Origin of the sequence: Pseudonocardia sp. ICBG1034 (genome assembly GCF_020131375.1) — a bacterium.
Taxonomy (GTDB): domain Bacteria; phylum Actinomycetota; class Actinomycetes; order Mycobacteriales; family Pseudonocardiaceae; genus Pseudonocardia; species Pseudonocardia alni.
Window position 1 is genome coordinate 18,244 of the sequence record NZ_JAHLEK010000015.1, and the last position, 26,833, is coordinate 45,076.

Below are 26,833 nucleotides of genomic sequence, written 5' to 3' on the forward strand. Positions count from 1 at the left end.
CGGTAACCTCCGAGGAAAGCGACGCCCGTTTCCTCACGATTCTCGCTGTGCGAGAACGAACCCCCTTGTCCGTCGTGCACAACGGGGTTGAGATCGGTGTGACAGCAGGCACACCAAGTCCCACCACCACGATGCGCAACGCCGCGCGTCCGAGGCTCGGAGGTACCGCCAGTGAAGGCCGTGCGGGTGCACGCGTACAAGCAGGACCCCCGGATCGACGACATCCCGGAACCGACGATCCAGGGTCCGCTCGACGTCATCGTCAAGATCGGCGGTGCCGGCGTGTGCCGCACCGACCTCCACATCATCGACGGGGACTGGGCCGACATCCAGAACCCCGACCTGCCGTACGTGATCGGCCACGAGAACGCGGGCTGGGTGCACGCGGTCGGCGACGGCGTCACGAACGTGCGGGTCGGCGACACCGTCATCCTGCACCCGCAGCCGTCGTGCGGGCTGTGCACCATGTGCCGCTACGGGCGCGACATGCAGTGCACCGGGGACGCGTTCTTCCCCGGCCTGTCGAACAACGACGGCGGCATGGCCGAGTACCTGCGCACCACCGCGCGGTCCTGCGTGAAGCTGAACCCGGACACCAACCCGGCCGACGTCGCCGCACTCGCCGATGCGGGCATCACCGCCTACCACGCGGTCCGCAAGGCGGTGCCGTTCCTGTACCCGGGCACGACCGCGGTCGTGCAGGGCGCGGGCGGGCTCGGCCACATCGGCATCCAGGCGCTTGCCGCGCTCACCGCAACCAAGATCATCGTCGTCGACAAGAACCCGGACGCGCTCGAGCTGGCGAAGCAGATCGGCGCGGAGGAGACCGTCGTCGCCGACGGGAACCAGGTCGAGGCCGTCCAGGAGCTCACCGGTGGCGGCGCCACGGTGGTCTTCGACTTCGTCGCCGAGCAGGGCGCGGAGAACGACGCCTGGGCGATGACCGGCCCGGCCGGCTACAACTTCGTCCTCGGCTACGGCGGCAACCTCTCCGCCCCCACCCTCGACTTCGTCGCCGGCGAGAAGAACATCATCGGCAACATCGTCGGGACCTACAACGACCTCGCCGAGCTCATGGTCCTGGCGCAGGCCGGAAAGGTCACCCTGCACACGGTCCAGTACAAGCTCGACCAGGCGCTGGAGGCCCTGCACGACCTGGACGCGGGCAAGGTCCGTGGCCGGGCGATCCTCGTTCCGTAACCCAGTCATACGTACGTACAGGACGAACGTTCTTTCCCTGACCCACCACCGATCAGCAGAGCTGCTGACGCAGGAGGAACCACATGTACGAGAAGGACGGCGAGAAGTACTTCATCGTCGACTCCCACAGCCACTTCTGGGACGCCTCCCGGGAGAACTGGGTCGAGGGTCGCGAGCAGTACGCCAAGGGCTGGATCGACTGCTTCTACGGCTACCACCAGCTCGGCCCGCCCGAGACCCACTGGGACTGGGAGCACTACCTCAAGGTCTCGCAGGACGACTTCGAGCGCGACGTCTTCATCGAGGGCCACGTCGACTACTCGATCTTCCAGTCGACCTACCTCAAGGAGTGGTACAAGAACGGCTTCAACACCGCCGACCAGAACGCGGCGCTGCTGGAGAAGTGGGGCGACCGGATCATCGTCAACGGGCGCTTCGACCCGCGTGACGGCGACGAGGGCATGAAGCAGTTCGAGGCGGACTGCGCGAAGTACAAGCACAAGGGCGTGAAGCTCTACACCGCGGAGTGGAACGGCAGCTCCCGCGGCTTCAAGCTCACCGACCCGGAGTGCTACCGCTTCCTGGAGCGGGCCCAGGAGCTGGGCATCAAGAACGTCCACGTCCACAAGGGCCCGACGATCTGGCCGCTCGACAAGGACGCGTTCGACGTCGCCGACGTCGACCACGCGGCCACCGACTTCCAGGGCCTGAACTTCATCGTCGAGCACGTCGGCCTGCCGCGCATCGAGGACTTCTGCTTCATGGCGGTGCAGGAGCCCAACGTCTACGCCGGCCTGTCGGTCGTCGTCGGCGGCCTGATGCACGCCCGCCCGAAGTTCTTCGCCAAGGTGATGGGCGAGCTGCTGTTCTGGGTCGGCGAGGACAAGATGACCTTCGGCAGCGACTACAACATCTGGACGCCGAAGTGGCAGGTCGAGGGCCTGGTCGACTGGCAGATGCCCGACGACGACCAGTTCGCCGACTACCCGCGCCTCACCACCGCGTCGAAGAAGAAGATCCTGGGCCTCAACGCCGCGAAGCTCTACGACCTCGAGGTCCCGGCCGACTGCCGGCTGCCCGACACCACGGCCGACGAGGCCATGGCCCCGGGTGAGGAGCTCGTCGACAACAAGGCGGGGGCGCAGGCGTGACCCCGCGGCCTGCTGAGAGCCCGCTCCGGCAGGCCGTGTGGTCCGCGCTGGGGACGGTGCTCGACCCGGAGCTGGACGAGCCGATCACCGAGCTCGACTTCGTCGAGTCGTGGTCGGTCTCGCCTGCCGGTGAGGTCGTCGTCGGGCTCCGGCTGCCGACGTTCTTCTGCGCTCCGAACTTCTCGTTCCTGATGGTCGCCGACGCCTACGACGCGGTGACCGCGGTACCGGGAGTGACGAGGGCGGAGGTGACGCTGGCCGACCACCACGCCTCCGACGAGATCAACGGCGGGGTCGCGGCGCACGCCGGGTTCGTCAAGTCCTTCGAGGGCTCGATCAACGGGCAGGCCGCGGCCGAGCTCGACGAGCTGCGGCACACGTTCCTGGCCAAGGCCGCGCTGGCCGGCCAGGACCGGGTGGCCCGCCCGCTCGTCGACGCCGGCCGGGGACCCGACGAGCTGGCCGGGCTGACGCTCGGCGAGCTGGTCGGGACCGAGGCCGACACCGAGGAGCTGACCCGGATGCGGACCCGCCGCAGGGCGATCGGCCTGCCCGCCGGCGACGACGCACCGCTGCTGGTCCACTCCGACGGCACCGCGGTGACCGTCGAGCAGGTCCCGCTGCACCTGCGTCGCGCGCGGTTGCAGCGGGTCGGGATCGAGACCAACGGGGAGTACTGCAAGGGCCTGCTCAAGATCCGCTACGAGACCGGCCGGACGGCGGCGACCGCCGGCCGCTGACCACCGCACGCCACCTCCGGGCCGCGCCCCTCACCGAGGGACGCGGCCCGGACGTGTGCACGCCCCGAGTCCGCGCGCTGATCCGGAGTCCGCGCGCATCCCCGCAGTCCGCGCGTGTCACGGCACGCGCGAACCGCGGATCAGCGCGCGGGAGGACCGGCGTCCAGGACGCGGACGGTGTCGGTGAGGCGGTAGCCGTCCCCGTGCGCGAAGGGGGCCAGGGCGGCCAGCAGGGCGGCGCGGACGGCGGCGGGGCCGGCGTGGCGTGCCGCGTGCCGCCCCGGCCCGGACGCCAGCACCCCGGCGACGAGGTCGTCCGGGTCGGGGTGCACCACCGGGACCCGGACGACGGCGACCTCCCGCACCACGAGCCCGGCCAGCTCCGCCAGCCGGGTCAGCCGCCGCGGATCGGTCAGCGGGGGCGCACCGACGCCGCTGCGGTCGGGCCCGGGGTTGTTCTGCGGCGGCGCGGGCGCGGCCCCGGTGAGCGGGGCGAGTGCCGCGCCGATGACGGCGGCGTCGCACTCGTCGGGGGTGCCCCAGACCGTGGCCCGCACCGCGCCGCCCGGCGCGCACACCCGGCCCGCCCCGCGCAGCGCGAGCACCGGGTTCGGGAGGTGCTCCAGCACCTGCACCAGCGTGACCAGGTCGAACGCGTCATCGGCGAAGGGCAGCTCGTGGGCGTCGGCGACCCGCAGGTCCGCCCCGGGCGCGGCCCGCTCCGCCGCGGCGAGCGCGCGAGGTTCGGTGTCCACGCCGGTGACGGCCAGCCCGGCGGCGGCCGCGTCGGCGAGCAGCCGTCCCGCCCCGCAGCCGACGTCCAGCAGCCGCGAGCCCGGGCCGGCGCCCGCCAGGACACGGTCGGACAGCGGGGACGCGGCAGCGGTGCTCACGGCTCCGACGCTAGTCCGGCGCGGTGCCGCGGTCACCGCTTCGGTGGGAGCTTCTCCACGACCGCGACCGCCTCGGCGACCCAGCCGGCGAGCTCCGGGCCGTCGAGGTCGTCGACGTCGGGCTCGCCGGTCACCCACAGCCAGCCGGCCATCTCGCGGCCGCCCATCACCATCCGCTCGGTCCGCGGGCGCTCCAGCAGCTCCGCGGAGCGGTCCGCGGCCACCCGCACGAGCAGCCCGCCACGTCCGCTCGCGGCGACGGCCATGTGCCCGTCGACCAGGAAGGCGAGCCCGCCGAACATCTTCTTCTCGGTCACCGGCCGGTCCGCGAGCAGGCTGCGCAGACGGGCGGCGAGACCCTCGTCGTAGGCCACCCGGGCGAGTATGGCCCTCAGCGGCCCCAGACGTCCTCGGCGACCGAGACGATCAGCTCCAGCTTGCGCTTCTGGTCGTCGACGGTGAGCTCGTTGCCCTCGACGGTGGAGGAGAACCCGCACTGCGGCGACAGGCACAGCTGGTCCAGCGGCACGTACCGCGCCGCCTCGTCGATCCGGCGCTTGAGCCCGTCCGGGTCCTCCAGCGCCCCGGACTTGGTCGTGACCAGCCCGAGCACCACCTGCTTGCCCTTCGGGACGAACCGCAGCGGGGCGAACCCGCCGGAGCGCTCGTCGTCGAACTCGCAGAAGAAGCCGTCGACGCCCAGCGTGCCGAACAGCGCCTCGGCGACGTGGTCGTAGCCGCCCTCCGCGGCCCACGACGACCGGTAGTTGCCCCGGCACATGTGGGTGGTGACGTACATGTCCGACGGCCGGTCGGCGATCGCGGCGTTGATCTGGCGGATGTAGCGCAGGTGCTGGGTCTCCGGGTCGTCACCCTTCTCGGACAGCTGCGCGCGGTGCGCCGGGTCGTTCAGGTAGGCCAGCGCGGTGTCGTCGAGCTGCAGGTAGCGGCAGCCGCGGTCGTACATCGCGCGGAGCTGGTCGGCGTAGGCGGTCGACAGGTCGGACCAGAACTCCTCGACGTCGGGGTAGACCTCGCCGGAGATGACCGACCGGCCGCCGCGGGCGTAGACCATGCTCGGCGAGGGGATCGTGAGCTTCGGGGTCGCCGTGGTGACCTGCGCGGCCAGGTACTCGAACGCCGAGGCGAAGACGGGTTCGTCGAGGTGCACCCGGCTGTCGACGGCCATCCCGGCGGAGGTGAAGTTGTTCTGGCCCGCCGCGTTGCGCATCGCGACCTCGACCCGGCCGGAGGTCTTCGTGACGCCGCCGAGGGCGTAGATGAAGTCCATGTGCCAGGAGGTGCGGCGGAACTCGCCGTCGGTGGCCGAGCGCAGGCCGACCGACTCCTGCAGCGCGACGACGTCGGTGATCGCGGCGTCCTCGGCCGCGCGCAGGCCCGCGGCGTCGAGCTCGCCCGCGGCGTGCCGCTCCCGGGCGGCGAGCAGGGCGGGCGGCCGCAGCAGTGAGCCGACGTGGTCGGCCCGGAACGGCGGGACGGTGCGGACGAGCGACTCCACTGTCTTCTCCGGCATCGGGCGAACGTATCGCCGTGTCCGCATGTCCGCCGACGTCACTTCCGGAGAATGGAAGGTCTATCGCGCACGCCAGTGCGGGGACCGCTTGTCCCGGGCCGCGGCGGCACCTTCCGCCGCGTCCTCGGTGGTCGCGACGACCTTCCGCAGCGTCTCGCCGAACCGGATCGCCTCCGTGGTGCCCATCTCCGGCCCGCGCACCGCCATCTCCTTGATCGCGCGCTGGGCCAGCGGCGCCCCCGCGGTGAGCCGCCGGGCGAGGTCCCGGGCGGCGTCGCCCAGCTCCTCGTGCGGCACGACCCACCCGGCGAGGCCGATCTCGTGCGCCCGCCGCGCGTCGATCGTCTCGCCGGTGAGCAGCAGCTCCATCGCGTACTGCCGGTCGATCATCCGGGGCAGCCGCAGCGCACCGACGATCGTCGGGACGCCCAGCCGGGCCTCCGGGAAGGAGAAGGTGGCGCGGTCCGAGGCGATCACGAAGTCGCACCAGGTCAGCAGCGTGACGCCGTAGCCGACGGCGGGTCCGTTCACCGCGGCGACGATCGGCTTGAAGATCTCCCAGCCGCTCTCCAGCGAGTTCACCGTCGGCCGCTCGAAGAAGCTGCCCGGGAAGTCGCCCGCCGGGCTGCCGGTGGTCGAGCGCGTGTCCGCCCCGGCACAGAACGCAGGCCCCTGGCCGGTCACGATCGCGACCCACGCCTCGTCGTCGGTGCGGAAGCGGTCCCAGGCGGCGTTGATCGCGCGCCGCATGTCCCCGTCGATCGCGTTGCGCTTCTCCGGGCGGTCGTAGGTGATCGTCACGACGTGTCCGTCGCGTTCGTAGCGCACCCCGTCGGCCATCGGGCCATCCTGGCGGGCTCAGCCGGACGCGGCGACCCCCGGCGCCGCGGCCAGGTGCCGGGCCAGCGGGACCGCGGCCTCGCGCACCGCGCGTTCGAGCTCCCAGCGGCGCCCGGTGAAGTCCGCCCGGCTGACGACGACCGACAGCGCGGCGCCGCCGCCCGGGTGCGGCACCGCGACCGCGAGCCCGGCCCGGCCGCGGGCGTGCTCCTCCACCTCCACCGCGACCCCCGCCGAGCGGACCCGCAGCAGGTCGCGGTCGAGCAGCCGCCGGTCGGTGAGGGTGTGCGGGGTCAGCGGCGCCAGCGGCCCGTGCCCGACGCCGAGGACGTCGGCCAGCCGTCCGGCGTCGAGCCCGGCGAGCAGTGCCTTGCCCGGCGCGGTCGCGTGCGCGGGCAGCGGTTCCCCGGTCACCGCGCCCGGCCCCGGGTGCGCCGCACAGGTCTCGGTGTGGGCGACGACGACGTCGTCGGACCGCAGCACGGCCAGCACCACCGCCGCGCGGGCCGTGGTGTGCAGCTCGGCGAGCACCTCCCGGGCCGGGGCGGGCGGCACGATCGGGTCGGTCATCCCCCGGTACAGCCCGACGACGCGGTAGCCCAGCCCGTACCCGCGCTCGGCGTGCAGCCGGACCAGGTAGCCCTCCTCGACGAGCGTCCCCAGCAACCGGTACGCCGTCGGCAACGGCAGCTCCAGGCGGCGGGCGAGGGCCTTGGCGCTGACCCCGTCACCCGCCTCGGCGACCGCCTCGAGGACCCGCAGCGCTCGGCGCAGCACCGCCCCCGCGCCGTCGCCGACCATCCGCCTAGTGTCGCTGCGGGACCGAGGGCACGCCAGGACCGGGAGGACGACATGGCAGGGGCGTTCCGGCCCGTCGACCGGGCGGGGCTCGCGGCACACCTGGCGGAACGCGCCGGGGAGCCGCCGGGGCGGGTGCGCGTGCTCGTCGACGGCGCCCCGCCCGCGGCCCCGCTGGAGCTGGCCCGGGCGGTCGCGGAGCGGCTGCGCTCCGGCGGGCGACCGGCCCTGGCGGTGGACGCCGACGACTTCCTGCGACCGGCGTCGGTCCGCCTGGAGCTCGGCCGCACCGACCCGGACATGTTCCTCGACGGCTGGCTCGACGAGCCCGCGCTGCGCCGCGAGGTCCTCGCCCCGATGGGTCCCGGCGGCAGCGGCCTGGTGCTGCCCCGGCTGCGCGACACGGTGCGCGACCGTGCCTACCGCGACGAGCCGGTGCCGCTGGGGCCGGACGGGGTGGTGCTGCTCGCCGGCGGGCGGCTGCTGGGCCGGGGCCTGGCCGCCGAGCTGACCGTGCACCTGCGCGTCGGCGGGGCCGCGCTGCGCCGCATGCTGCCCCCCGACGACGCCTGGACGGCCGCCGCGTACGCCCGCTACGAGAGCGAGGGCGACCCCGGTTCGTTCGCCGATGTGCTCGTGATGGCCGACCATCCCGACCGCCCGGCGCTGCGGGACGCCTGATCGGCGCACGGCGTCCGGGCACGGAGCGTGGCCGGAGCCCGGGAAAACGAAAAGCGAGACCGGATCGGGCTACACCCGGAACCGATCTCGCGATGGCGGTGGTGACCGCCGGAGGGGGAGAATCCCCGATGAGGGGAGATGGTGGGCGAGGAGGGAGTTGAACCCTCACGTCCTTTCGGACACACGGACCTGAACCGTGCGCGTCTGCCATTCCGCCACTCGCCCGAGCGACACGAGAAAGTTAGCACCCCGCTCGGCAGCCGTTCGCAGGGGGGTCCCCTGCCCGTCGATCACCAGCTGGAGGGGGTCGTGGCGGGTGGGACACCGGGATGCGCCGCGGCTCCGGGCCGGGTAGATCGGAGGGGAGCACGTCGGTGGCACCGCGGGGCCGGTCGCCCGCTCGTGCCGGGCCCCGCCGTGCCCGGCGGATAACACAGATACGATCGGTCGCACATCACCGACACGCCGATGCGGATGGAGGAGATCTTTTGGGCCGCGTGGACCGCTTCGAGCGCCGACTTCAGGGGTTCGTGGGCGACGCCTTCGCGCGGGTCTTCGGGGGCAGTGTCGTCCCACAGGAAGTCGCACAGGCACTGCTGAGGGAAGCCGAGGACAACGTCGAGCAGCTCGCCGGAGGTCGCCAGCTGGCGCCCAACCGGTACACCGTTCTGCTCAGCCCCAGCGATCTCGACCGGATGGCGGGCGACGAGGACGGGGTCGTCCGATCCCTCTCGTCGCACGTGGCGAAGGAACTCACCGACCAGGGCTGGGACACCTACGGTGAGGTCGTAGTCTTTCTGGAGCGCTCCGAGGCGCTGCACACGGGACAATTCCGCACCCGCTCCGCTGTCGACCCCGACGCTTCCCGTCGGGCCGCCAACCGAGCACGCACCGCAGGAGAAGCACCCATGAGCCAGCAACCGGGCCACCCCGAGGAGAACGGGCAGTACGGATACGACCGGGGCGCACCCGGCGGGTACGGCCAGCAGACCTACGCGCCTCAGGGGTACGACCAGGAGCAGCAGGGCGGCTACGGCCAGCAGCAGCAGGGCGGGTACGACCAGTACGGGCAGCAGCAGGGCGGCTACGGCCAGCCCGGCTACGACCAGTACGGCCAGCCCCAGCAGGGCTACGGCCAGCAGCCCGGCTACGACCAGCAGCAGCCCGGCTACGACCAGTACGGTCAGCAGCAGGGCTACGGCCAGCAGGGCGGCTACGGCCAGCCCCCGCAGGGCGGCTACGACCAGTACGGCCAGCAGGGCTACGGCCAGCCGCAGCAGGGCGGCTACCCCCAGCAGGGCTACGAGCAGGGCTACGACGGCTACGGCCAGCCCCAGCAGGGCGGCTACGGCCAGCCCCAGGGCTACGCCCAGCCCGGCTACCCGCAGCAGGGTGGCTACGAGCAGGGCTACGACGGCGGCTACGGCCAGCAGCAGGGCTACGCCCAGCCGGGCTACCAGCAGGGCGGCTACGACCAGGGCTACGACGGCCAGGGTTACGGTGGCCAGGGCGGCTGGGGCGCTCCGGCGCAGCTGACCGCGATGCTGATCCTGGACGACGGGTCGAACCGCAACTACCAGCTGGCCGAGGGCACCCACGTCATCGGCCGCGGCCAGGACTCCCAGTTCCGGCTCCCGGACACCGGCGTGTCCCGCCGGCACCTGGAGGTCACCTGGGACGGCCAGGTCGCGACCCTGAACGACCTGGGTTCGACCAACGGCACCACGGTGAACAACTCCCCGGTGCAGTCCTGCCAGCTGACCGACGGCGACGTGATCCGCGTGGGTCACTCCAGCCTGGTGTTCCGCACCCAGGGCTGAGCCACACCCGCGGAGCGGAGTCCGCGCAGCGACAGCGGTGCGTCCCCGCCCGCCCGGTGAACCACCGGGCGGGCGGAGCGTGCAGCAACACGAGAAGGGCGAGTAGGACGACGTGCCGGAACTGGTACTGCAACTGACCCGGGGCGGCTTCCTCGCCCTCCTGTGGCTGTTCGTCCTGCTCGCACTCCAGGTGGTCCGCTCCGACCTCTACGCCGCGTCCGGTCTCCGGACGGCCGCACCCGGCCGCGCGGGCGGCGGACGGGCCGCCAGGGTCCGCGGCGGTGGCCGCGGCAAGGTGGCCCGCCAGCTCCTCGTCACCCAGGGTCCGCTGGCCGGCAGCCGCATCACGCTCGACTCCCGGCCGATCCTGATCGGCCGCGCCGACGACTCGACCCTCAAGCTCGACGACGACTACGCCTCCACCCGGCACGCACGCATCTCGCAGCAGGGTGACGACTGGTACGTCGAGGATCTCGGGTCGACGAACGGCACCTATCTGGAACGTAATAAGGTCACCGGGCCCACCCGGGTCCCGCTGGGGACACCGGTCCGCATCGGCAAGACGGTGATCGAGCTGCGATCGTGACGGACACGGACCGACCATGAGGTACCGACCGTGAGCCCGGCGCGACCGACCGCTCCCCCGGTGCCGCGGCCGTCCGACCGGTCCCGCGGCGCGGGATCCGCCCGACGTGCCCCGACCGAAGCCGGAGCCGCCCCGTGACACTGGTGCTGCGTTACTCGGCCCGCAGTGACCGCGGACTGGTCCGGCAGAACAACCAGGACGCCGTCTACGCGGGCCCCCGCCTGCTCGCCCTCGCCGACGGCATGGGCGGTCACGCCGCGGGCGAGGTCGCCTCGTCCCTGGTGATCTCCGCACTGGCCCCGCTCGACGACGACGTACCCGGCGACGACCTGCTCGCCGAACTCCGCGAGGCGACCCACGACGGCAACGAGGCGATCTCCCGCCACGTGGCCGAGGCCCCCGACCTCGAGGGCATGGGCACCACGCTGACCGCGATCCTGTTCGCGGGCTCGCGCCTGGGCATGGTCCACGTCGGCGACTCGCGCTGCTACCTGCTGCGGGACGGCGAGTTCGCCCAGATCACGAAGGACGACACGTTCGTCCAGTCGCTGATCGACGAGGGCCGGATCACCGAGGAGGAGGCGCACACGCACCCGCAGCGGTCGCTGCTGCTGCGCGCCATCACCGGGCAGGACGTCGACCCGTCGCTGTCGATCCGCGAGGCCCGCGCCGGGGACCGCTTCCTGCTGTGCTCCGACGGCCTGTCCGGTCCGGTCAGCGACGAGACGCTGCACGACACCCTGACCGACTACGCCGACCCGCGCGAGTGCGCCGACCGCATGATCGAGCTGGCGCTGCGCGGCGGCGGGCCGGACAACATCACCTGCATCGTCGCCGACGTCGTGGACGTCGACTACGCCGACGACGCCCCGATCATCGGGGGCTCCGCGGGCCGCAACCCCCGCGCCGGCGACGGCGACTACCGCCACGACGAGCGGACCCCGCACTCCTCGGCGCAGCGCGCCGCGGCCACCACGCTGCCCCGTACCGAGCCGGTGCGGCTGGAGCCCGCTGCCGCGGAGGAGCCGCGCCGCCGGCGCGGTCTGCGCCCGGTGCTCGCCCTGCTGGGCGTGCTCGTGGTGCTCGTGGCGGGCGTGTTCGTCGCCCGGGCGCTGGTGCTGCAGCAGTACTACGTGGCCGTCGACCAGAACCAGGTCGCGATCTACCAGGGTGTGCGCGGCAACGTGCTCGGTGTCCCGTTGCAACGGGTGGCCGAGTCCACCGACATCGGCCTCGACGACCTGCCGCAGGCGGTCCGCAGCCAGGTCACCGACGGCATCGTCTCCGACGAGGGCGAGACCGGTGCCCGGGAGACCGTCGACCGGCTGCGGGAGCGCATGCTCCCGCTCTGCTCCACGCTGAACCCGCCGCAGCCGCCCGCGGTCGTCCAGGTACCCGGCGCCCCGCCGGTGACGACGACCCCGCTGCCGACCGCGACCCCCGAGCCGGGCCGGAACTGCCGGCTCGACGGCTGATGGCCACGGGCAGCTCCGCTGCGGAGCCGACCACGCCCACCGGCCGCGGCATCGAGCTGTTGATGCTGGGCCTGGCCGCCGTGCTCACGACCGGTGCGCTGGTGCTGGTGGAGGCGAACCAGGAGCAGTCGCTGACGACCGACCTGTTGTGGGTGGGTCTGGCGTACCTCGTGCTGTTCGCGGGTGCGCACGTGGCGGTGCGCTTCCTCGCGCCCTACGCCGACCCGCTGATCCTGCCGTCGGTCGCGCTGCTCAACGGCATCGGCCTGGTGATGATCCACCGGCTCGACCTGGCCAAGGCCGCCCGCGCGGAGGCCACCGGGAGCCCGGTGCCGAGCGGGCTGATCGGCGCCCAGGTCACCTGGACCGTCGCCGGCCTGGCGTTGTTCGCGCTGGTGCTGTTCTTCCTCCGGGACCACCGCACACTGGCCCGCTACGGCTACACCGCCGGCTTCGTCGGCCTGGTCTTCCTGGCGATCCCGGCGTTCCTGCCGTCGTCGATCTCCGAGGTCAACGGGGCCAAGCTCTGGATCCGCATCCCCGGCGGCCCCGGCATCCAGCCCGGCGAGTTCTCCAAGATCCTGCTGATCATCTTCTTCGCGGCCTACCTGGTCCAGAAGCGCAACCTGCTCTCCACCGCGGGCCGCCGCTTCCTGGGCATGGAGCTGCCCCGCGCCCGTGACCTGGCGCCGCTGCTCGTCGCCTGGGGGCTGTCGGTCGGCGTGCTCGTGCTCCAGCGCGACCTCGGCAGCTCGCTGCTGATCTTCGGCCTGGTCCTGGTCCTGCTCTACACCGCGACCGAACGCGTGTCGTGGATGGTGATCGGGCTGCTGGCGTTCTCCGGCGGTGCCGTCGTCGCCTACAACCTGTTCGACCACGTCCAGACCCGCGTGCGGATCTGGCTGGACCCGTTCGCCGACTTCAGCGGCGGCGGCTACCAGCTCGCGCAGGCGCTGTTCGGGCTCGGCACCGGCGGCGTCGGCGGGACCGGGCTGGGTGCCGGGCGGCCGGACATCGTGCCCTTCGCCGAGTCCGACTTCATCTTCTCCTCGCTCGGCGAGGAGCTCGGGCTGATCGGGCTGGCCGCGATCCTGCTGGTCTACCTGGTGCTCATCACCCGTGGGCTGCGGTCGGCGCTGGCCGTGCGCGACTCCTACGGCAAGCTGCTCGCGACCGGGCTGTCGTTCTCGGTGGCGCTGCAGATCTTCGTCGTCATCGGCGGGGTGACGAAGCTGATCCCGTTGACCGGTCTGACACTCCCGTTCCTGTCCTACGGCGGCTCGTCGCTGCTGGCGAACTACGTGCTGGTGGCGATCCTGCTGCGGATCTCGCACGTGGCCAGGGCACCGCTTCCCGTCCGGCCCGCGAAGCCGCGGGCGCCGATCGCCGAGGCCAGCACCGAGCTCGTCCAGCGTCCCGGGACGGGCCGTTCCGACACCCGTGACGACAACCGCGCCGACACCGCGGCCCAGAGGAGCGAGACGTGAACCGCCCGGTCCGCCGCGTGGCACTCGCCGTGATGGTGATGATCGTGGTCCTGCTCGGCAACATCACCTACGTGCAGGTGGTCATGGCCGGCCAGTACCGGGACGACTCCCGCAACCAGCGCTCGCAGATCGACGAGTACTCGCGTCAGCGCGGCCAGATCGTCGCCGGCGGGCAGGTCCTCGCGCAGAGCGTCGAGAGCGACGGCCGGCTGCGGTTCGCCCGCCAGTACCCGCAGGGCGAGATGTTCGCGCCGGTCACCGGCTTCCTGTCGACCGTGTACGGCAAGACCGCACTCGAGCGGTCCACCGACGAGGTGCTCAACGGCACCGACGACCGGCTGTTCGTGCGCAGGCTGTCGGACCTCATCACCGGCCGGGACCCGGCGGGCGGCAACGTGGTGACCACCATCGACCCCGAGGTGCAGCGCGCCGCCTACGACGGGCTGGCCTCCCGCGGGTACACCGGCGCCGTCGTCGCGCTGGTGCCGCAGACCGGGGAGATCCTGGCGATGGCCTCGACGCCGTCGTTCGACCCGAACCCGCTGGCCTCGCCGGACCCGGCGCAGCAGCAGGAGGCGTGGAAGCGCTACGGCGCCGCCGACCCGGACCCGATGACCAACCGGGCGATCAACGAGATCGAGCCGCCCGGCTCGACGTTCAAGCTCGTCACCACCGCGGCCGCCCTGCAGAACGGCTACACCCCGGACAGCCAGCTCACGGCCGCCCGCAACATCCAGCTGGCCGACTCCACGACCACCCTGGAGAACTACAACGGCTCGGCCTGCGGCGGCGGGGCGACGGCGTCGCTGCGCGAGGCGCTGGCGCGATCCTGCAACACCGCGTTCGCCCAGCTCGGCGGGGAGCTCGGCCCGGACAAGCTCCGTGCCCAGGCCGAGGCGTTCGGCATCGGACGCACCGACCTGCAGATCCCGATGCCCGTCACGGCGTCGCAGGTCGGCCCGATGGCCGACACCCCCTCGACCCAGCAGTCCGCGATCGGGCAGCGCGACGTCCGGCTGACCCCGATGCAGCTGGCGATGATCGGCGCCTCGATCGCCAACGGCGGCCAGACGATGGCCCCGCACCTGGTCAAGGAGATCCAGAGCCAGACCCTGGACGTCGTCGACACCACCGACCCGGACCGGATGTCGCGGTCGATGCCGGCCGACGTGGCCCGCACGATGACCGACCTGATGGTCGGCTCGGAGGACCGGACCTCGGGCGGCGGCAAGATCACCGGCGTCCAGATCGCGTCGAAGACCGGTACCGCCGAGCACGGCACCGACCCGAAGAACACCCCGCCGCACGCCTGGTACGTGGCGTTCGCACCGGCCGACAACCCCAAGGTCGCGGTGGCGGTGCTCGTCGAGAACGGCGGCGACCGGGCACTCGAGGCGACCGGTGGCTCGGTCGCGGCCCCGATCGGGCGGGCCGTGATCGCCGAGGCGCTGCGGGACGCGCAGTGAGCCCGCGGGACCCGGCCCGGCGCAGGTCCCCGGCGGCCCCGTGAGCGCCCTGTCGGCCGGGCAGCTGATCTCCGAGCGCTACCAGCTGGACCGGCGGATCGCGGTCGGCGGGATGGGCGAGGTCTGGGAGGCCTCGGACACCCGGCTCGGGCGCAGCGTCGCGGTGAAGGTTCTCAAGGCGGAGCTCTCCGACGACCCGGAGTTCCTGCACCGGTTCCGCATCGAGGCCCGCACCGTCGCCTCGCTCGACCACGCCGGGATCGCCGCCGTGCACGACTACGGCGAGGACGACAGCCCCACCGGCGGCGGGCGCACCGCCTACCTGGTGATGGAGCTCGTCCGGGGTGAGCCGCTGTCGTCGCGGATCGGGCGCGGTCCCATCCCCGCCGACGAGGCGCTCGACATCCTCGAGCAGGCGGGCCGGGCGCTGTTCGCCGCGCACGAGCGCGGGTTCGTCCACCGCGACGTCAAGCCCGGCAACATCCTGCTGCGCACCGACGGCGTCGTGAAGCTGACCGACTTCGGCATCGCCAAGGCCGCCGACGCCGTCCCGGTGACCCGGTCCGGGATGGTCATGGGCACCGCCCACTACATCGCTCCGGAGCAGGCCTCCGGCGAGGAGGCCGGGCCGTCGGGCGACGTCTACTCGCTCGGCATCGTCGGCTACGAGTGCCTGGCCGGGGTGCGGCCGTTCCGCGCCGAGAGCGCGGTCGCGGTGGCGATGATGCAGGTCCGCGACGACCCGCCACCACTGCCGGACGAGATCCCCGAGCGGGTCCGCGAACTGGTCTCCTCGGTGCTGGTCAAGGACCCCGAGCAGCGCTACGCCGACGGCGCCGAGTTCGCCGACGCCGTCGCCGCGGTCCGGCGCGGGCACCGGCCGCCGCCGCCCGGTATCCCCGCCCCCGCCGGGTACGCACCCGACTTCCGCGGCGACGACGGCACCGGCTCGCGGCACGTCCTGCAGGAGTCCGGGCCGGGGACCGGTGACGACGGCCCGTCGGCGGGCGGCACCGACACCGCCGACCGCGGCCCGCGCACCGGTGACCCCGGCCCCGACGGCGCCCGCCGCACCGGGCCGGACCAGGGTGTCTCCCGCCCGGTCACCGGTCCGTACCCCGGTGGCGCGCCGGGCCGGCCGCAGGGACCGCGCACCCCGGGCGGCACGCCGTCCTGGTCCGGGCCGGTCCCGGTGCCCCCGGGCTCGCCGCCCTACGGTGCCCCGCTGCGGCCGCCGCACACCGGGCCGCACAGCGGCGGTCTCCCGGGTGGGCGTCGTCCGGGCGGGCCGCCCACCGGACCCGGGGTCCCGGGGCAGCAGCGATCGGCGCCGACCCGTCCGCCGGTGCGCCGCAACGCCTCCGCCGACCGGATGCCCGAGCAGCATCCGTCCGGCCCGCTCGATCTCGGCCCGCAGCGCTCCGGACGGTCGAAGGCGTGGCTGGCCGTGCTGTTCGTGATCCTGACGCTCGCCGCCGTGCTCCTGGCCGTGATGATCTTGAGGGGAGCCTCGCCCGACGACATGCGGCCCGGCTCGCTGGGGGTCGCGCCCGGTACCGTGGCGACCGCGGCCGGCCCCTCGGCCGGGTCCACGGGACCGGCGGTCCCGGCGGAGCCGTTCGCCGTCCCCCGTGCCCAAGATCGACCGGAGGTGCCCGGTGATGTCCCGGTGATCCCACCGAACGGTCGCTCCGGCGCACATGTCGCCCGTACGGGACCGGCAGTGAGCGCCGACCGGCATGATGAGCACGCCTCCGACGGACTCGATGAGTACGGGAATCTGAACCGATGACGACACCACGACTGCTCTCCGAGCGCTACGAGCTGGGCGACCCGCTCGGCTACGGCGGCATGTCCGAGGTCCACCGCGGCCTCGACACCCGGCTCGGCCGGGACGTGGCGGTCAAGGTGCTGCGCGCCGACCTGGCCCGCGACCCCCAGTTCCAGCTGCGCTTCCGCCGCGAGGCGCAGAACTCGGCGTCGCTGAACCACCCGGCGATCGTCGCGGTGTACGACACCGGCGAGGTCGAGTCCGAGTTCGGGCCGCTGCCCTACATCGTCATGGAGTTCGTCGACGGGCAGACGCTGCGCGAGATCGTCAAGACCACCGGCCCGATGACCCAGCAGCGGGTCGTCGAGGTGATGGCCGACGTCTGCGCCGCGCTCGACTTCTCGCACCGGCACAACATCATCCACCGCGACGTGAAGCCCGCGAACGTGATGATCAACGGCGTCGGCGCGGTCAAGGTCATGGACTTCGGCATCGCCCGTGCGCTGGGCGAGGGCCAGAACGTCACCCAGACCGCCGCCGTCATCGGCACGGCGCAGTACCTGTCCCCCGAGCAGGCGCGCGGTGAGGCCGTGGACGCCCGCTCGGACGTCTACGCCGCGGGCTGTGTGCTGTTCGAGCTCCTGACCGGCGAGCCGCCCTTCACCGGGGACACCCCGGTCGCGGTCGCCTACCAGCACGTGCGGGAGGACCCCCGGTCCCCGTCCGAGCTCAACCCGTCGGTGCCCCCGGCGCTCGACGCGGTGGTGCTCAAGGCGCTCAGCAAGAACCCGGCCAACCGCTACCAGTCGGCCGCCGAGATGCGGGCGGACCTGGTCCGCGTGCGCAACGGCGAGCCGGTGCACGCGCCGCTGGTCATGAGCGAGCACGAGCGCACGCACATGATGGCCCACGACGGCGCGACCCAGGCCATGGCGACGCGCCGGCTCGACGCGGGCGGCCCGCCCACCGGCCGGCACACGATGCCGCCGCACCACCCCGACTACGCCGACGACGAGGGCCGCGGCGGGCGGCGCAAGGCCCTCCTGTGGGTCGCCGCGCTCGCGGTCATCGGCCTGCTCGGCTTCGTCGGTTTCCAGCTGTTCTCCTCCTCGGGCCCGGACCAGGTGTCGGTGCCCGACGTGCTCGGCCAGTCCCCGGACCAGGCGCGGCAGACCATCACCCAGGCCGGGCTGCTGTTCTCCCAGGAGGACCAGCCGTCGGACGTCGCCCAGGTCGGCAAGGTCGTCCGGACCGACCCCGGCGGCGGCAACCAGGTCGCCGAGAACAGCCGGGTGACGGTCTACGTCGGCAGCGGGCCCGCGCAGGTCACGGTGCCGAGTGTGGAGGGCCTGTCCCCGGACGAGGCCGAGGCCAAGCTCCGGGAGGCCGGCCTGCAGGTCGGCGGCCGCACCGAACGCGACACGAGTGACTCCAGCCAGGTCGGCAAGGTCATCACCTCCGACCCGGGGCCGGGCCAGCAGGTCTCGGGCAACACCGCGGTGTCGCTGGTGGTGGGCCGCAAGCAGCAGACCGTCGCCGTGCCGGACGTGGCGGGCCAGTCGGCCGACGCCGCCCGGGCGACGCTGCAGAACGCCGGCTTCCAGTCGATCTCCACGACCGAGGTCGACAGCAGCGGTTCGGCGGGCCAGGCGGTCGGCACGAACCCGTCGGCCGGGACCCGGGTCGCACCCGACCAGACCATCACGATCCAGATCAGCCGTGGGAACCAGAACCAGGTGCCCAACGTCGTCGGCCAGCGCGTCGACAGCGCGATCAGCACACTGCAGGAGGCGGGGCTGAGCCCGTCGATCCGCCAGGTCGACGTCTCGGACTCCTCGCAGAACGGCGTCGTGCTGCAGCAGAGCCCGTCCGGCGGGTCCGAGGCCTCGAGCGGCCAGACCGTCACCCTCACCGTCGGCAGCTACTCCGGTGGCAGCAGCAGCGACGGTGAGAACGGCAGCAACGGCTTCCCGTTCAACTGACGATCTCCCGGGAGGGACCGTGCGCGTACTCGTCGTCGACAACTACGACAGCTTCGTCTACAACCTGGTCCAGTACCTGGCCCAGCTCGGTGCCGACCCGGTGGTCCGGCGCAACGACGAGGTCGAGCTCGACGAGCTCGACGAGGTCGGCGCCGTCCTGGTCAGCCCCGGTCCGGGAACCCCGGAGCGGGCCGGTCGCAGCGTCGAGGTCATCCGTCGCGCCGCGGAGCGCGCCACGCCCCTGCTGGGCGTGTGCCTCGGCCACCAGGCGCTGGCCACCGCCTGGGGCGGGGTCGTGGAGCGCGCGCCCGAGCTGCTGCACGGCAAGACCTCGGAGGTCTTCCACGACGACACCGGTGTGCTGACCGGGCTGCCGTCGCCGTTCACGGCCACCCGCTACCACTCGCTGACGATCGCGCCCGACGGTCTGCCGTCGGAGCTGGAGGCGACCGGCCACACCGAGACCGGCCTGATCATGGCCGTGCGGCACCGGGAGCTCCCGATCTCCGGCGTGCAGTTCCACCCGGAGTCCGTGCTGACCGAGGGCGGGCACCGGATGCTGGCGAACTGGCTGCGCCAGGCCGGCTACGACGTGCCGGAGGACCTGGTCGTACGGCTGTCCGACGAGATGGCCGGACTGGTCGCCGGGGTCTGATCCCCGCCCCGCACCACCCGACGTCCCCGTGACGTGTGACGCCTGTGTCGCCGGTGTGACCCGGACGGCGAGGCGGTCGCGCTACCGTGGTGGCGGATCTGTCCGGGTCGCCACGTACCCCGACCACGGCGCCCCGTCGCAGGTCCCGCCCCCGGCCGGCGCACCGGCCGGACCCGTGTCCGACTCCGACAGGCGATGAGGTCAGATGCCGAAGTCGAAGGTCCGCAAGAAGGCGGCCTACACCCCGCCCCCGGTCAGCCGCACCCCGCAGAAGGTCGCGGGACCGACACACCCGGCCTACATCGCCGTCATGGTCGCGATGTGGATCCTCGGCCTGGCCTGGCTGGTGATCAACTATCTGGCCGGTCCGTCCATCCCGTTCATGCTGGCGCTGGGCAACTGGAACTTCATCATCGGGTTCTCACTCATCGTGATCGGCCTGCTGATGACGATGCGGTGGCGTTGAGCAGCAGAAATACACGGATGTGAGTTGTCCACCGTGTGGATGGAGCCTGTGGACAACTTCACATGACCACACAGGGTGATCGACTTCGGTGGTCGACGCCGATGGGCACGGTCGTCGTGCTCTGGGCGCTGGCGGTCGCTGCGACCGGCTGGTCGGTCACGGTGCTCGTCTCCGGCGCGGACGCGGCGGGCGCGTTGGTCGCGGGCGTCGCTGCGCTCGGTCTGACCCTGGCCGCGGCGTCGGGGACCCGTGCCCGGCCCCGGCTGGAGGCCGGCCCCGAGGGGCTGACGGTCCGCAGGCTGACCTGGACCCGGCACGTGCCCTGGGGGCGGGTGGACGACCTGCGGCTGCTGCGGACCCGCAGGCTGGGCCGCGAGTCGGTGCTGCTGGAACTGGAGCTGCGCGACGTCGACGACCACGAGCGGCTGGTGATCCTCGGCCGGGCCGAGCTGGGCGCGGACCCGGTGGACGTGTTCGACGACCTCGCCGCCCTCCGCCCGGGGCACCGCCCCGGCGACACGGGCCCGCCCGGGCTCTGACCCGCCACCCGCACCTCGGCGAGCACCGGATCCGGCCCCGACCGGCCCGGGTCGGCGGGCAGCCGCCGGGAGGCACCTCGGGGCCGTCCTGGCTCAGTGGCGACAGCCCTGAGCTGCTTCTCGACGTACGGGCCGAGGTCGGGCCCGGGCTGTCTCAGACACCGGCGGCCGCGAGCAGCCCCGCGGCGCGCACCCCGATCAGTACCAGCGCCAGCACGGCCAGCCCGGAGACCGCCAGCAGCTGGGTCCGCCTGCGCTGCGGGGATCCCGTCCCGAGGTGGACCAGCGCCGCGGTGACCGCGGCGCCGAAGACGAGCCCGCCGAGGTGCCCCTGCCAGGAGATCCCCTGGATGCTGAGGCTGATCACGGCGTTGATCGCGATGACGGCGACGACCTGCCCGGTCGGCAGCTTCAGCCGCCGCAGCAGGACGAACAGTGCCCCCATCAGCCCGAACACCGCACCGGAGGCGCCCGCGGTCGCCCCGACCGGGGAGCTGAAGAGCATGACCGCGGCCGCACCGCCGAGCATGGAGACGCCGTAGACGGCGACGAACCGGGCCCGGCCTAGGACCGCCTCGACCTCGCGGCCGATGATCCACAGGGCGTACATGTTGAACGCCAGGTGCAGCGGGCCGATGTGCAGGAAGCCCGAGGTGATGATGCGCCAGTACTCGCCGTCGGCGACCAGGAGCGGGACGAGCCCCCCGGCGTCGAACAGCGGCGAGCGGAAGTTGGACATCACGCTGCCCGCCGTGACCGCGGTGAGCACGTAGACCACCACGTTGGCGACGATCAGACCGGGGACGATCACCGGCTTCCCGGTGCGGCTCGCACCGGCGACGTTGCGCCGGCGCGGGGTCGTCCGCGCGCCCTCGGCGAGGCAGTCCACGCAGTGCTGGCCGACCGGGGCCGGCCGCAGGCAGTCGGGACAGGCGGGCCGGTCGCAGCGCGAGCAGGCCAGCCCGGTGGGCCGGTCGGGGTGCCGGACGCAGACCGCACCGGCACCGGATCCGGCCCCCGGGACCCCACCGGGCGGCGGACCACCGTGCGGGCCGCCGTGCGTGGCACCGCCGTCCGGGGCCCCGCCGGACGCCGCGCCGGAACCGGCCCGGGGCGGACCGCCCGGCGCGCCCGGCGGCGGCCACCGGGGCTGCGGGTAGCCGGGCGGCGCCGGGTAGTACGGCGTGCCCGCGGGGCCGGGGGAACCCGGCCCGCCCTCGGGCTCGCCGGGTGTCCCGGATCCGCTGTCGTCGGGTCGTCCGTTCACCACGGCCCGTCCACTCGGTGGTCGGAGACCTGCGGGGTCAGGACCGCTCGATCTCGATCTTCTCGATGACCACGTCGGTCAGCGGCCGGTCGGCCTGACCGGTGGTGGTCTGGGCGATGGCGTCCACGACGGCCCGCGACTCGGCGTCGGCGACCTCACCGAAGATGGTGTGGCGCCGGTTCAGGTGCGGGGTGTTGCCCACCGTGATGAAGAACTGCGAGCCGTTGGTGCCCGGCCCGGCGTTGGCCATGGCCAGCAGGTAGGGCTTGTCGAACTTGAGGTCCGGGTGGAACTCGTCGCCGAACTGGTAGCCCGGGCCACCGCGACCGGTACCGGTCGGGTCGCCGCCCTGGATCATGAAGCCGCTGATCACCCGGTGGAAGATCGAACCGTCGTAGAACGGCCCGGAGTCGCCGCCGCTCGCGTTCGGGCCCGTGTAGTCCTTGCTGCCCTCCGCGAGGCCGACGAAGTTCGCGACCGTCTTCGGCGCGTGGTCGCCGAACAGCTTGACGCGGACGACGCCCTCGGAGGTGTGCAGGACGGCCGTCGTGTTGGCGTTTCCTGGTTCCGTCACGGCTACCATCGTGCCAGTAAGCAGCCGCATCCGTGGGAAGCAGGTCCGGAACATGAGTGCCGAGAGGACGCGGGCCCGTGCCCGCAAGGATGCGGTCGAGGCCGTGCACACCTTCGCCGACGCCGGCCGGATCGCCGGTGGCGCGGTCGCCGACGCCGTGGCGGGAGGGGTCTCGTCCCGCCTGTCCGGACTGTCCGACGTGGTGTCCGGCTCGGTGCACGACGCCCGCCACGCGCTGGCCGAGGTGGTCGAGCCGACCCCGGCGCGGGTGCGCCGGGCCCCGTGGATCGTGGCCGTCCTGCTGCTGACCGCTGCCGCGGTGTGGGGCTGGGCGACGGTCCTGCAGCGCGATCGCGAGGTGGACCCGGGGACCCCGGTGCCGACGACCCCGCCGACCGACGACCAGATCCACGGCAAGCCGATCGGCCAGGGCCGGTCGCAGGCGAGCGGTCACTGACCCACGGCCCGTCCCGGAGCGAGCGGGTCAGGCCGGGCGCAGGGTCCGCAGGAAGCCGGTCACGGCGGCCTCGTAGCCGTCGGGATCGGCGTTCCAGCTGCCGGTGTGCTCGGTGCCGGAGAACTCCCGGTAGGTGACCGGCCAGCCGTGCCCGGGGGCGGCCGCGGCCAGGTCCCGGCTCAGCGTGACCGGCACGGCGGTGTCGGCGTCGCTGTGCAGGACGAGCGTCGGCGGGCGGACCGCGGGCGGGCGCCGGACCAGGTCGAACCGGTCGAGGTCGATCCCGATCCGGCGCGCGGTGAACCGGGCCGCGACCCCGGCGAGGGTCGGCGGGAGACCGCGGTTGCGGGCCTGTCTGCGCAGCGTGCGACGCCAGTCGAGCAGCGGCGCGTCCCAGACCACGGCGTCGACGAGGTCGGCGTGCGGGGACCGGTCGAGGAACGCCCCGCCCACCGCGGCCCCCATCGACCAGCCGACCAGCACCAGCCGGCGCGCGCCGTGGACCAGGGCGTAGGCCGCGGCGGCGTCGATGTCGCGCCACTCGGTGTCGCCGAGGTGCGAACGCCCGTCCGGTGACTCCGGGGCGGTCCCGTCCCCGCGGTAGCTGATGACGAGCTGGGCCAGCCCGGCCGCGTGCAGCGCGGGCAGGATCCGCAGTGCCTCGCGCCGGGTCCCGCCTCGGCCGTGCACGCACAGTGCCCAGGTGTCCGGGTCACCGCCGTCCGGGGCGGGGATGCGCCAGGCCGGGGCGAGGCCGAGGTCGGTGGGCACCCGGACGTCGTCGAAGGGCAGCCCGCGGGCGGACGGGTCCGGGTCGAAGGGGCCGGCGTCGAGCACCGCGGGGCCGGTCGCGGGGACCGGGCCGGCGTGCAGCTCCCGGACGACGGTGCGGCGCCCGCGGTCCAGGACCGGACCGACGACGGCGAGCCCGGCCGGGCCGCGCAGCCCCCAGACGCCCGGCTGTGCGGACAGCCGGGTCCGCGCCAGCTCGACGGTGCCGTCCCCGGCGGCGACGACCCGCTCGGGCAGCCCCGGGTGCGGCGACGGGTGCAGCAGGATCGTCGAGTAGTGCCAGCCGATCGCGGCCGCGGCGGCGCCGCCCGCCCCGCCCAGGGCCCCGGCCAGCGCTCCCGCGACGGGCGCCGATCGACGGACGGAGTGGCGGACGGAGGAGCTCGGCGCGCGCACACACTCATCCTGCTCTCCCGCGTACGTGTGCCGCGAGTGGACCACCTGATGCCTGCTGGAGTGACGAGACGGGGCCGTACGTGCGAGACCCCTCTCAGGTTGCCACTCGTACGAGTGAAGATCGCCGTCGATCGACTGCGGAACGCAACCGGCCGATGTGGATCTCGTTGTCCCCCGGCGAGGGTCGTCCGTCGGCCCTCCGCTCCCCCACTCCCCCTTGGAAGGACGTGCGCATGACCTCGCTCGCCCGTACCGCCCTGCGGCTGTCCCTCGCCGGCGCCGGCATCGCCGCGCTCGGCGCCGGCGTCGTCGGCCAGGCCTCGGCCGCCGAACTGCCCGAGGCACCCGACGCCCCGGACACCTCCGCCCTGCCGTCCTACGAGGACGGCACCGTGTCGAACGACGCGAACAGCGTCTCCTTCGGCGAGCTGCAGACCCCGCACGGCGAGGCCTCCGGTCTGCCGGAGCTGCCGTCGGCCGACTCGCTCCCCGGCCTGCCGGGCGCCGACGCGCTGCCCTCGGCCGACTCGCTGCCGAGCACCGACGCGCTCCCGTCGGCCGACTCGCTGCCGAGCACCGATGCGCTGCCCTCGGCGGACTCGCTGCCGGGCGCGGAGGACCTCTCCACCGCCTCGCTGCAGTCCGCGGACGCGCCCGAGGTCCCCTCCGCTCCGGACGTGCCCGAACTCCCCTCCGCCGACGACGCCCCCGAGCTCCCCTCCGCGGACGACGCCGACCTCCCGTCGGCCGACGACGCCGGCGCGCTGCCCGTGTTCGAGGTCCCGGGCGTGATGTACCTCGAGGCCCCGACCGTCTCCTGACGGCGGACCGACGAGCGCCGGCCCCCCGACCGGCGCTCGCGACGTCGCCCGTCCGGTGTCCCCCACGACCGGGGCACCGGACGGGCGACCGCGGACGGGGTCAGGGCCGGCCGTGCCGCGGACGCGGCGGCGGCGCGGGCACCACCGGCGCGCGGACGAGGAGCTCGTAGCGGTCGAAGGACCCCTCGTCGTCGACGACATGGCGCAGGAACCGGAACCCGGCCCGTCGCGCGACCCCGACCGATGCGGTGTTCTGCGGGTCGACGTCGATCGAGATCCACCGTACGTCACCCCGTTCGCCCAGGTAGCGGGCCGCGAGCCGGACCGCGCGCGTCGCGAGGCCGCGACGGCGGTACGCCGCGTAGACGCCGTAGGACAGACCGGCCCGGTCCCCCGCGGGATCCAGGTCGACGTCGATGGTCCCGGCGAGGACGGCGCCGCCGTCGACCCGGATGCCGAAGCTCAGCTTCGGCCCGTCGTCGGCCCAGCGCTCGATCGCCCGGCGGACGTGGGCGCGGGCGGTCGCCGGGGTCGCGGGCGCGCCACCGAGCCAGCGGACGATCTCGGCGTCCTCACCCGCGAGGTGGGCCGTCACGTCGTCCCAGCCGAGCGGACTGAGGACGACGACGCCGTCCGCCAGCATGTTCGAGGGACGCGACACGGCACCATCCTGCCCCAGACGTCGCCGTGCGTGATCGGGACCTCCCCCTCCGGGGTTCCCCGTCAGGACGACGGCGCCTCGCGCACCCGGTAGCGCATGAGGAGCGTGTCGTCCCCCGTGACGACGCTGACGAGCTCGAGACGCGCGGGGTCCATGCCCGCGCCGCGGGCGATCCGGCCCGCCTCGCCGGAGACCAGGAACGGCGCGAGGGTCAGCCGCAGCTCGTCGACCAGGCCCGCCTCGGCCAGACTGCCGAACAGCGCGGGTCCGCCCATGCAGTTGATCCGGCGCAGCCCGCGCTCCCCCAGCGCGGCGACGGCGACGGCGAGGTCGACCGACTCGTCGCCGGTGAGCACGACCTCGGCGCCGGCGTCGGCCCACCGGCCGCGCAGGTCCGCCGGGACCGACTCGCAGGTGAGCACGATCGTGGGGACCACGGTGTCCGTCAGCACCGGCGCCGACGGGTCGAGCGACTTCCCCGACGAGGTGACGACCGCCGTCGACGGCAGCTCCGACAGCCCGAAGCGGCGACGCCGGTCGTCCATCCGGTCGTTGTGCTTCACGCCGGTGAACCCCTCGGCGGTGGCCGTCCCGGCCGCGACGAGCACGACGTCGGCCAGGTCGGTGCCCAGGTCCAGCACCGCGCGGTCGGGCGGGGTGGACAGCCCGGCCGAGCTGCCCTCGACCTCGACGGCGCCGTCGGCGCTGGACACGAAGTTGACCGACAGCCGGAGGCGGTCGTCCGGGTAGGCGTAGAGCCGTTCGAGCTGCTCGGTCGACAGCGGTCCGGCGTCGGCCGCCGGGAAGATCTGGTGGATCACGCTCACGCGAGCAGTCTCACCGCCCGCGACGGGTTCCGCTCGCCACGGACGGTGGCGACCATCTCGCAGGTCTCCCGGGTGGCCCGGGCCTGGTGGGCGCGCACCATGGCGACGCCGCGGTCCGCGGCCAGCGCCGTCGCGGCGAGGGTGCCGGTCAGCCGCTCCTCGAGCGGCACGGCCAGGGACTCCCCGACGACGGTCTTGTTCGACATCGCCAGCAGCACCGGCCAGCCGGTCGCGACCATCTCGTCGATGCCGCGCAGGACCTGGAGGCTGTGCAGCGTGTTCTTGGAGAAGTCGATCGCCGGGTCGATGAGGATCCCCCCGGCGGGCACGCCCGCGGCGACGGCCTTCTCGGCGAGCGCGACGGTCTGGTCGACGACGCTGCGGAGCACGTCGGCGTAGCGGGGCCGGTGCGGCTCGGTGCGCGGGGTGACGTGGTCGGTGTGGGCGCTGACGTAACCGGCGCCGTACCGGGCGGCGACGTCGAGGATCGCACCGTCGGCGGCGGCCCAGTTGTCGTTGACCAGGTCGGCCCCGGCGGCGCAGACGGCGTCGGCGGGCCCGGCGCGGAAGGTGTCGACCGAGATCGCGACGTCGGGGAACGTGTGGCGCGCCCACTCCACGGTCGGCACGACCCGGTCGATCTCCTCCTGCTCGGTGACCTCGGTGCCCGGACTGGCCGGGACGCCGCCGATGTCGATGACGTCGGCACCCTCCCGGACGACCGCGGTGATCCGGTCCCGGGCCGCCTGCTCGGCGAAGGTGACGCCGTGGTCGTAGAACGAGTCGGGGGTCCGGTTCACGATCGCCATCACCATCGCCCGGTCCCGGTTCCAGGTACGTCCACGGAACGTCACGCTCGGCACGTGGTCTCCTCACAGCACGGACGGGCCCGCTGCAGGACCCGGTTGGATCTCCATCCTCCCCGGGGCCCGGCGTACGCGCCCACCCCGCCGG

At 73.5% G+C, this 26,833-nt stretch carries 27 protein-coding genes and 1 tRNA gene; 16 read left to right on the top strand and 12 right to left on the bottom strand.

Annotated features, from left to right (window positions below; genetic code table 11):
- Positions 1-171: 171 nt before the first annotated feature.
- From KPF22_RS01605 to KPF22_RS01615, 3 genes are all read left to right on the top strand, one after another.
- Positions 172-1,200 carry an NAD(P)-dependent alcohol dehydrogenase gene (locus KPF22_RS01605; RefSeq protein WP_208820389.1) on the top strand — a complete coding sequence of 343 codons (1,029 nt, stop codon included), beginning with the start codon at positions 172-174 and terminating at the stop codon, positions 1,198-1,200.
- An 83-nt stretch (positions 1,201-1,283) separates the two neighbouring features.
- Complete coding sequence (locus KPF22_RS01610) at positions 1,284-2,351, top strand: amidohydrolase family protein (RefSeq protein WP_073573747.1); 1,068 nt, start codon at positions 1,284-1,286, stop codon at positions 2,349-2,351.
- On the top strand, positions 2,348-3,091 hold the full coding sequence (locus tag KPF22_RS01615; protein WP_062399118.1) for an iron-sulfur cluster assembly protein: 744 nt from the start codon (positions 2,348-2,350) through the stop codon (positions 3,089-3,091). The genes KPF22_RS01610 and KPF22_RS01615 overlap by 4 nt, the downstream gene beginning before the upstream one ends.
- A 140-nt stretch (positions 3,092-3,231) precedes the next feature.
- On the opposite strand, the gene KPF22_RS01620 is transcribed toward KPF22_RS01615, so the two are convergent.
- The 5 genes from KPF22_RS01620 to KPF22_RS01640 are packed head-to-tail and all read right to left on the bottom strand — an operon-like array spanning position 3,232 to position 7,159.
- Positions 3,232-3,984: a class I SAM-dependent methyltransferase gene (locus KPF22_RS01620; protein ID WP_224401018.1), complete on the bottom strand. Its 753-nt coding sequence runs from the start codon at positions 3,982-3,984 to the stop codon at positions 3,232-3,234.
- Between the two features lie 32 nt (positions 3,985-4,016).
- Entirely contained in the window at positions 4,017-4,358 is a 342-nt protein-coding gene (locus tag KPF22_RS01625) for a TfoX/Sxy family protein (protein ID WP_208820393.1), read from the bottom strand.
- 17 nt (positions 4,359-4,375) lie between these two features.
- The gene (locus KPF22_RS01630) at positions 4,376-5,518 is read right to left on the bottom strand and encodes a 5-methyltetrahydropteroyltriglutamate--homocysteine S-methyltransferase (RefSeq protein WP_224401019.1); all 1,143 of its coding nucleotides are present in this window, start codon (positions 5,516-5,518) and stop codon (positions 4,376-4,378) included.
- 60 nt (positions 5,519-5,578) lie between these two features.
- Positions 5,579-6,358: an enoyl-CoA hydratase/isomerase family protein gene (locus KPF22_RS01635; protein WP_208820397.1), complete on the bottom strand. Its 780-nt coding sequence runs from the start codon at positions 6,356-6,358 to the stop codon at positions 5,579-5,581.
- A gap of 18 nt (positions 6,359-6,376) precedes the next feature.
- On the bottom strand, positions 6,377-7,159 hold the full coding sequence (locus tag KPF22_RS01640; RefSeq protein ID WP_208820399.1) for an IclR family transcriptional regulator: 783 nt from the start codon (positions 7,157-7,159) through the stop codon (positions 6,377-6,379).
- A 51-nt stretch (positions 7,160-7,210) separates the two neighbouring features.
- Here KPF22_RS01640 and KPF22_RS01645 point away from each other — a divergent pair, with 51 nt between their 5' ends.
- Positions 7,211-7,837 carry a uridine kinase gene (locus tag KPF22_RS01645; RefSeq protein ID WP_224401020.1) on the top strand — a complete coding sequence of 209 codons (627 nt, stop codon included), beginning with the start codon at positions 7,211-7,213 and terminating at the stop codon, positions 7,835-7,837.
- Positions 7,838-7,976: 139 nt separating this feature from the next.
- On the opposite strand, the gene KPF22_RS01650 is transcribed toward KPF22_RS01645, so the two are convergent.
- Positions 7,977-8,062: transfer RNA gene (locus KPF22_RS01650), tRNA-Leu, on the bottom strand.
- A 263-nt stretch (positions 8,063-8,325) separates the two neighbouring features.
- On the opposite strand from KPF22_RS01650, the gene KPF22_RS01655 reads away from it, so the two are divergent.
- From KPF22_RS01655 to KPF22_RS01700, 10 genes are all read left to right on the top strand, one after another.
- Positions 8,326-9,657 (top strand): DUF3662 and FHA domain-containing protein, encoded by a 1,332-nt coding sequence (locus tag KPF22_RS01655; RefSeq protein ID WP_224401021.1) that lies wholly within the window; start codon positions 8,326-8,328, stop codon positions 9,655-9,657.
- 112 nt (positions 9,658-9,769) lie between these two features.
- Positions 9,770-10,243 (top strand): FHA domain-containing protein, encoded by a 474-nt coding sequence (locus tag KPF22_RS01660; RefSeq protein WP_062399103.1) that lies wholly within the window; start codon positions 9,770-9,772, stop codon positions 10,241-10,243.
- Positions 10,244-10,377: 134 nt separating this feature from the next.
- Positions 10,378-11,718, top strand: coding sequence for a PP2C family serine/threonine-protein phosphatase (locus KPF22_RS01665; protein WP_062399101.1), 1,341 nt, complete (start codon positions 10,378-10,380; stop codon positions 11,716-11,718).
- Entirely contained in the window at positions 11,718-13,205 is a 1,488-nt protein-coding gene (locus KPF22_RS01670) for an FtsW/RodA/SpoVE family cell cycle protein (RefSeq protein WP_083474438.1), read from the top strand. The genes KPF22_RS01665 and KPF22_RS01670 overlap by 1 nt, the downstream gene beginning before the upstream one ends.
- Positions 13,202-14,671: a penicillin-binding protein 2 gene (locus KPF22_RS01675; protein ID WP_208820405.1), complete on the top strand. Its 1,470-nt coding sequence runs from the start codon at positions 13,202-13,204 to the stop codon at positions 14,669-14,671. Before KPF22_RS01670 ends, KPF22_RS01675 begins: the two co-directional genes overlap by 4 nt.
- 40 nt (positions 14,672-14,711) lie before the next feature.
- On the top strand, positions 14,712-16,463 hold the full coding sequence (locus KPF22_RS33545; RefSeq protein WP_374107447.1) for a protein kinase: 1,752 nt from the start codon (positions 14,712-14,714) through the stop codon (positions 16,461-16,463).
- Positions 16,460-18,424, top strand: a complete 1,965-nt coding sequence (pknB, locus tag KPF22_RS01685) for a Stk1 family PASTA domain-containing Ser/Thr kinase (protein WP_224401022.1) — start codon at positions 16,460-16,462, stop codon at positions 18,422-18,424. Before KPF22_RS33545 ends, pknB begins: the two co-directional genes overlap by 4 nt.
- A gap of 19 nt (positions 18,425-18,443) precedes the next feature.
- Complete coding sequence (locus KPF22_RS01690; RefSeq protein WP_062399097.1) at positions 18,444-19,079, top strand: aminodeoxychorismate/anthranilate synthase component II; 636 nt, start codon at positions 18,444-18,446, stop codon at positions 19,077-19,079.
- A gap of 205 nt (positions 19,080-19,284) precedes the next feature.
- Positions 19,285-19,545, top strand: a complete 261-nt coding sequence (crgA, locus tag KPF22_RS01695; RefSeq protein WP_020626195.1) for a cell division protein CrgA — start codon at positions 19,285-19,287, stop codon at positions 19,543-19,545.
- Positions 19,546-19,646: 101 nt separating this feature from the next.
- The gene (locus KPF22_RS01700; protein WP_224401023.1) at positions 19,647-20,084 is read left to right on the top strand and encodes a PH domain-containing protein; all 438 of its coding nucleotides are present in this window, start codon (positions 19,647-19,649) and stop codon (positions 20,082-20,084) included.
- 154 nt (positions 20,085-20,238) lie between these two features.
- Here the strand turns inward: KPF22_RS01700 and KPF22_RS32895 are convergent, their stop codons facing one another.
- Positions 20,239-21,351, bottom strand: coding sequence for a rhomboid family intramembrane serine protease (locus tag KPF22_RS32895; protein WP_224401024.1), 1,113 nt, complete (start codon positions 21,349-21,351; stop codon positions 20,239-20,241).
- A 37-nt stretch (positions 21,352-21,388) separates the two neighbouring features.
- Positions 21,389-21,934, bottom strand: a complete 546-nt coding sequence (locus KPF22_RS01710) for a peptidylprolyl isomerase (RefSeq protein WP_224401025.1) — start codon at positions 21,932-21,934, stop codon at positions 21,389-21,391.
- A 43-nt stretch (positions 21,935-21,977) separates the two neighbouring features.
- Here KPF22_RS01710 and KPF22_RS01715 point away from each other — a divergent pair, with 43 nt between their 5' ends.
- Positions 21,978-22,382 (top strand): hypothetical protein, encoded by a 405-nt coding sequence (locus KPF22_RS01715; RefSeq protein ID WP_224401026.1) that lies wholly within the window; start codon positions 21,978-21,980, stop codon positions 22,380-22,382.
- A 27-nt stretch (positions 22,383-22,409) separates the two neighbouring features.
- Here the strand turns inward: KPF22_RS01715 and KPF22_RS01720 are convergent, their stop codons facing one another.
- On the bottom strand, positions 22,410-23,570 hold the full coding sequence (locus tag KPF22_RS01720) for a serine aminopeptidase domain-containing protein (RefSeq protein ID WP_224401027.1): 1,161 nt from the start codon (positions 23,568-23,570) through the stop codon (positions 22,410-22,412).
- Between the two features lie 233 nt (positions 23,571-23,803).
- Between KPF22_RS01720 and KPF22_RS01725 the strand changes: the two genes are divergently transcribed.
- A complete protein-coding gene (locus KPF22_RS01725; protein WP_224401028.1) occupies positions 23,804-24,391 on the top strand; it encodes a hypothetical protein in 588 nt (195 codons plus the stop codon).
- A 100-nt stretch (positions 24,392-24,491) separates the two neighbouring features.
- Here the strand turns inward: KPF22_RS01725 and KPF22_RS01730 are convergent, their stop codons facing one another.
- From KPF22_RS01730 to folP, 3 genes are all read right to left on the bottom strand, one after another.
- Positions 24,492-25,052, bottom strand: coding sequence for a GNAT family N-acetyltransferase (locus KPF22_RS01730; protein WP_062399087.1), 561 nt, complete (start codon positions 25,050-25,052; stop codon positions 24,492-24,494).
- 62 nt (positions 25,053-25,114) lie between these two features.
- Complete coding sequence (locus KPF22_RS01735) at positions 25,115-25,879, bottom strand: dihydrofolate reductase family protein (RefSeq protein WP_224401029.1); 765 nt, start codon at positions 25,877-25,879, stop codon at positions 25,115-25,117.
- Positions 25,876-26,742: a dihydropteroate synthase gene (gene folP / locus KPF22_RS01740; protein WP_224401030.1), complete on the bottom strand. Its 867-nt coding sequence runs from the start codon at positions 26,740-26,742 to the stop codon at positions 25,876-25,878. The genes KPF22_RS01735 and folP overlap by 4 nt, the downstream gene beginning before the upstream one ends.
- Positions 26,743-26,833 lie beyond the last annotated feature (91 nt).

Excerpts from the sequence above, each read along its gene's own strand:
- KPF22_RS01610 (WP_073573747.1), top strand. The coding sequence starts at position 1,284 with ATGTACGAGAAGGACGGCGAGAAGTACTTCATCGTCGACTCCCACAGC.
- KPF22_RS01630 (WP_224401019.1), bottom strand. The coding sequence starts at position 5,518 with ATGCCGGAGAAGACAGTGGAGTCGCTCGTCCGCACCGTCCCGCCGTTC.
- KPF22_RS01635 (WP_208820397.1), bottom strand. The coding sequence starts at position 6,358 with ATGGCCGACGGGGTGCGCTACGAACGCGACGGACACGTCGTGACGATC.
- KPF22_RS01640 (WP_208820399.1), bottom strand. The coding sequence starts at position 7,159 with ATGGTCGGCGACGGCGCGGGGGCGGTGCTGCGCCGAGCGCTGCGGGTC.
- KPF22_RS01645 (WP_224401020.1), top strand. The coding sequence starts at position 7,211 with ATGGCAGGGGCGTTCCGGCCCGTCGACCGGGCGGGGCTCGCGGCACAC.
- KPF22_RS01670 (WP_083474438.1), top strand. The coding sequence starts at position 11,718 with ATGGCCACGGGCAGCTCCGCTGCGGAGCCGACCACGCCCACCGGCCGC.
- pknB (WP_224401022.1), top strand. The coding sequence starts at position 16,460 with ATGACGACACCACGACTGCTCTCCGAGCGCTACGAGCTGGGCGACCCG.
- crgA (WP_020626195.1), top strand. The coding sequence starts at position 19,285 with ATGCCGAAGTCGAAGGTCCGCAAGAAGGCGGCCTACACCCCGCCCCCG.
- KPF22_RS01700 (WP_224401023.1), top strand. The coding sequence starts at position 19,647 with ATGGGCACGGTCGTCGTGCTCTGGGCGCTGGCGGTCGCTGCGACCGGC.
- KPF22_RS01710 (WP_224401025.1), bottom strand. The coding sequence starts at position 21,934 with ATGGTAGCCGTGACGGAACCAGGAAACGCCAACACGACGGCCGTCCTG.
- KPF22_RS01715 (WP_224401026.1), top strand. The coding sequence starts at position 21,978 with ATGAGTGCCGAGAGGACGCGGGCCCGTGCCCGCAAGGATGCGGTCGAG.
- KPF22_RS01725 (WP_224401028.1), top strand. The coding sequence starts at position 23,804 with ATGACCTCGCTCGCCCGTACCGCCCTGCGGCTGTCCCTCGCCGGCGCC.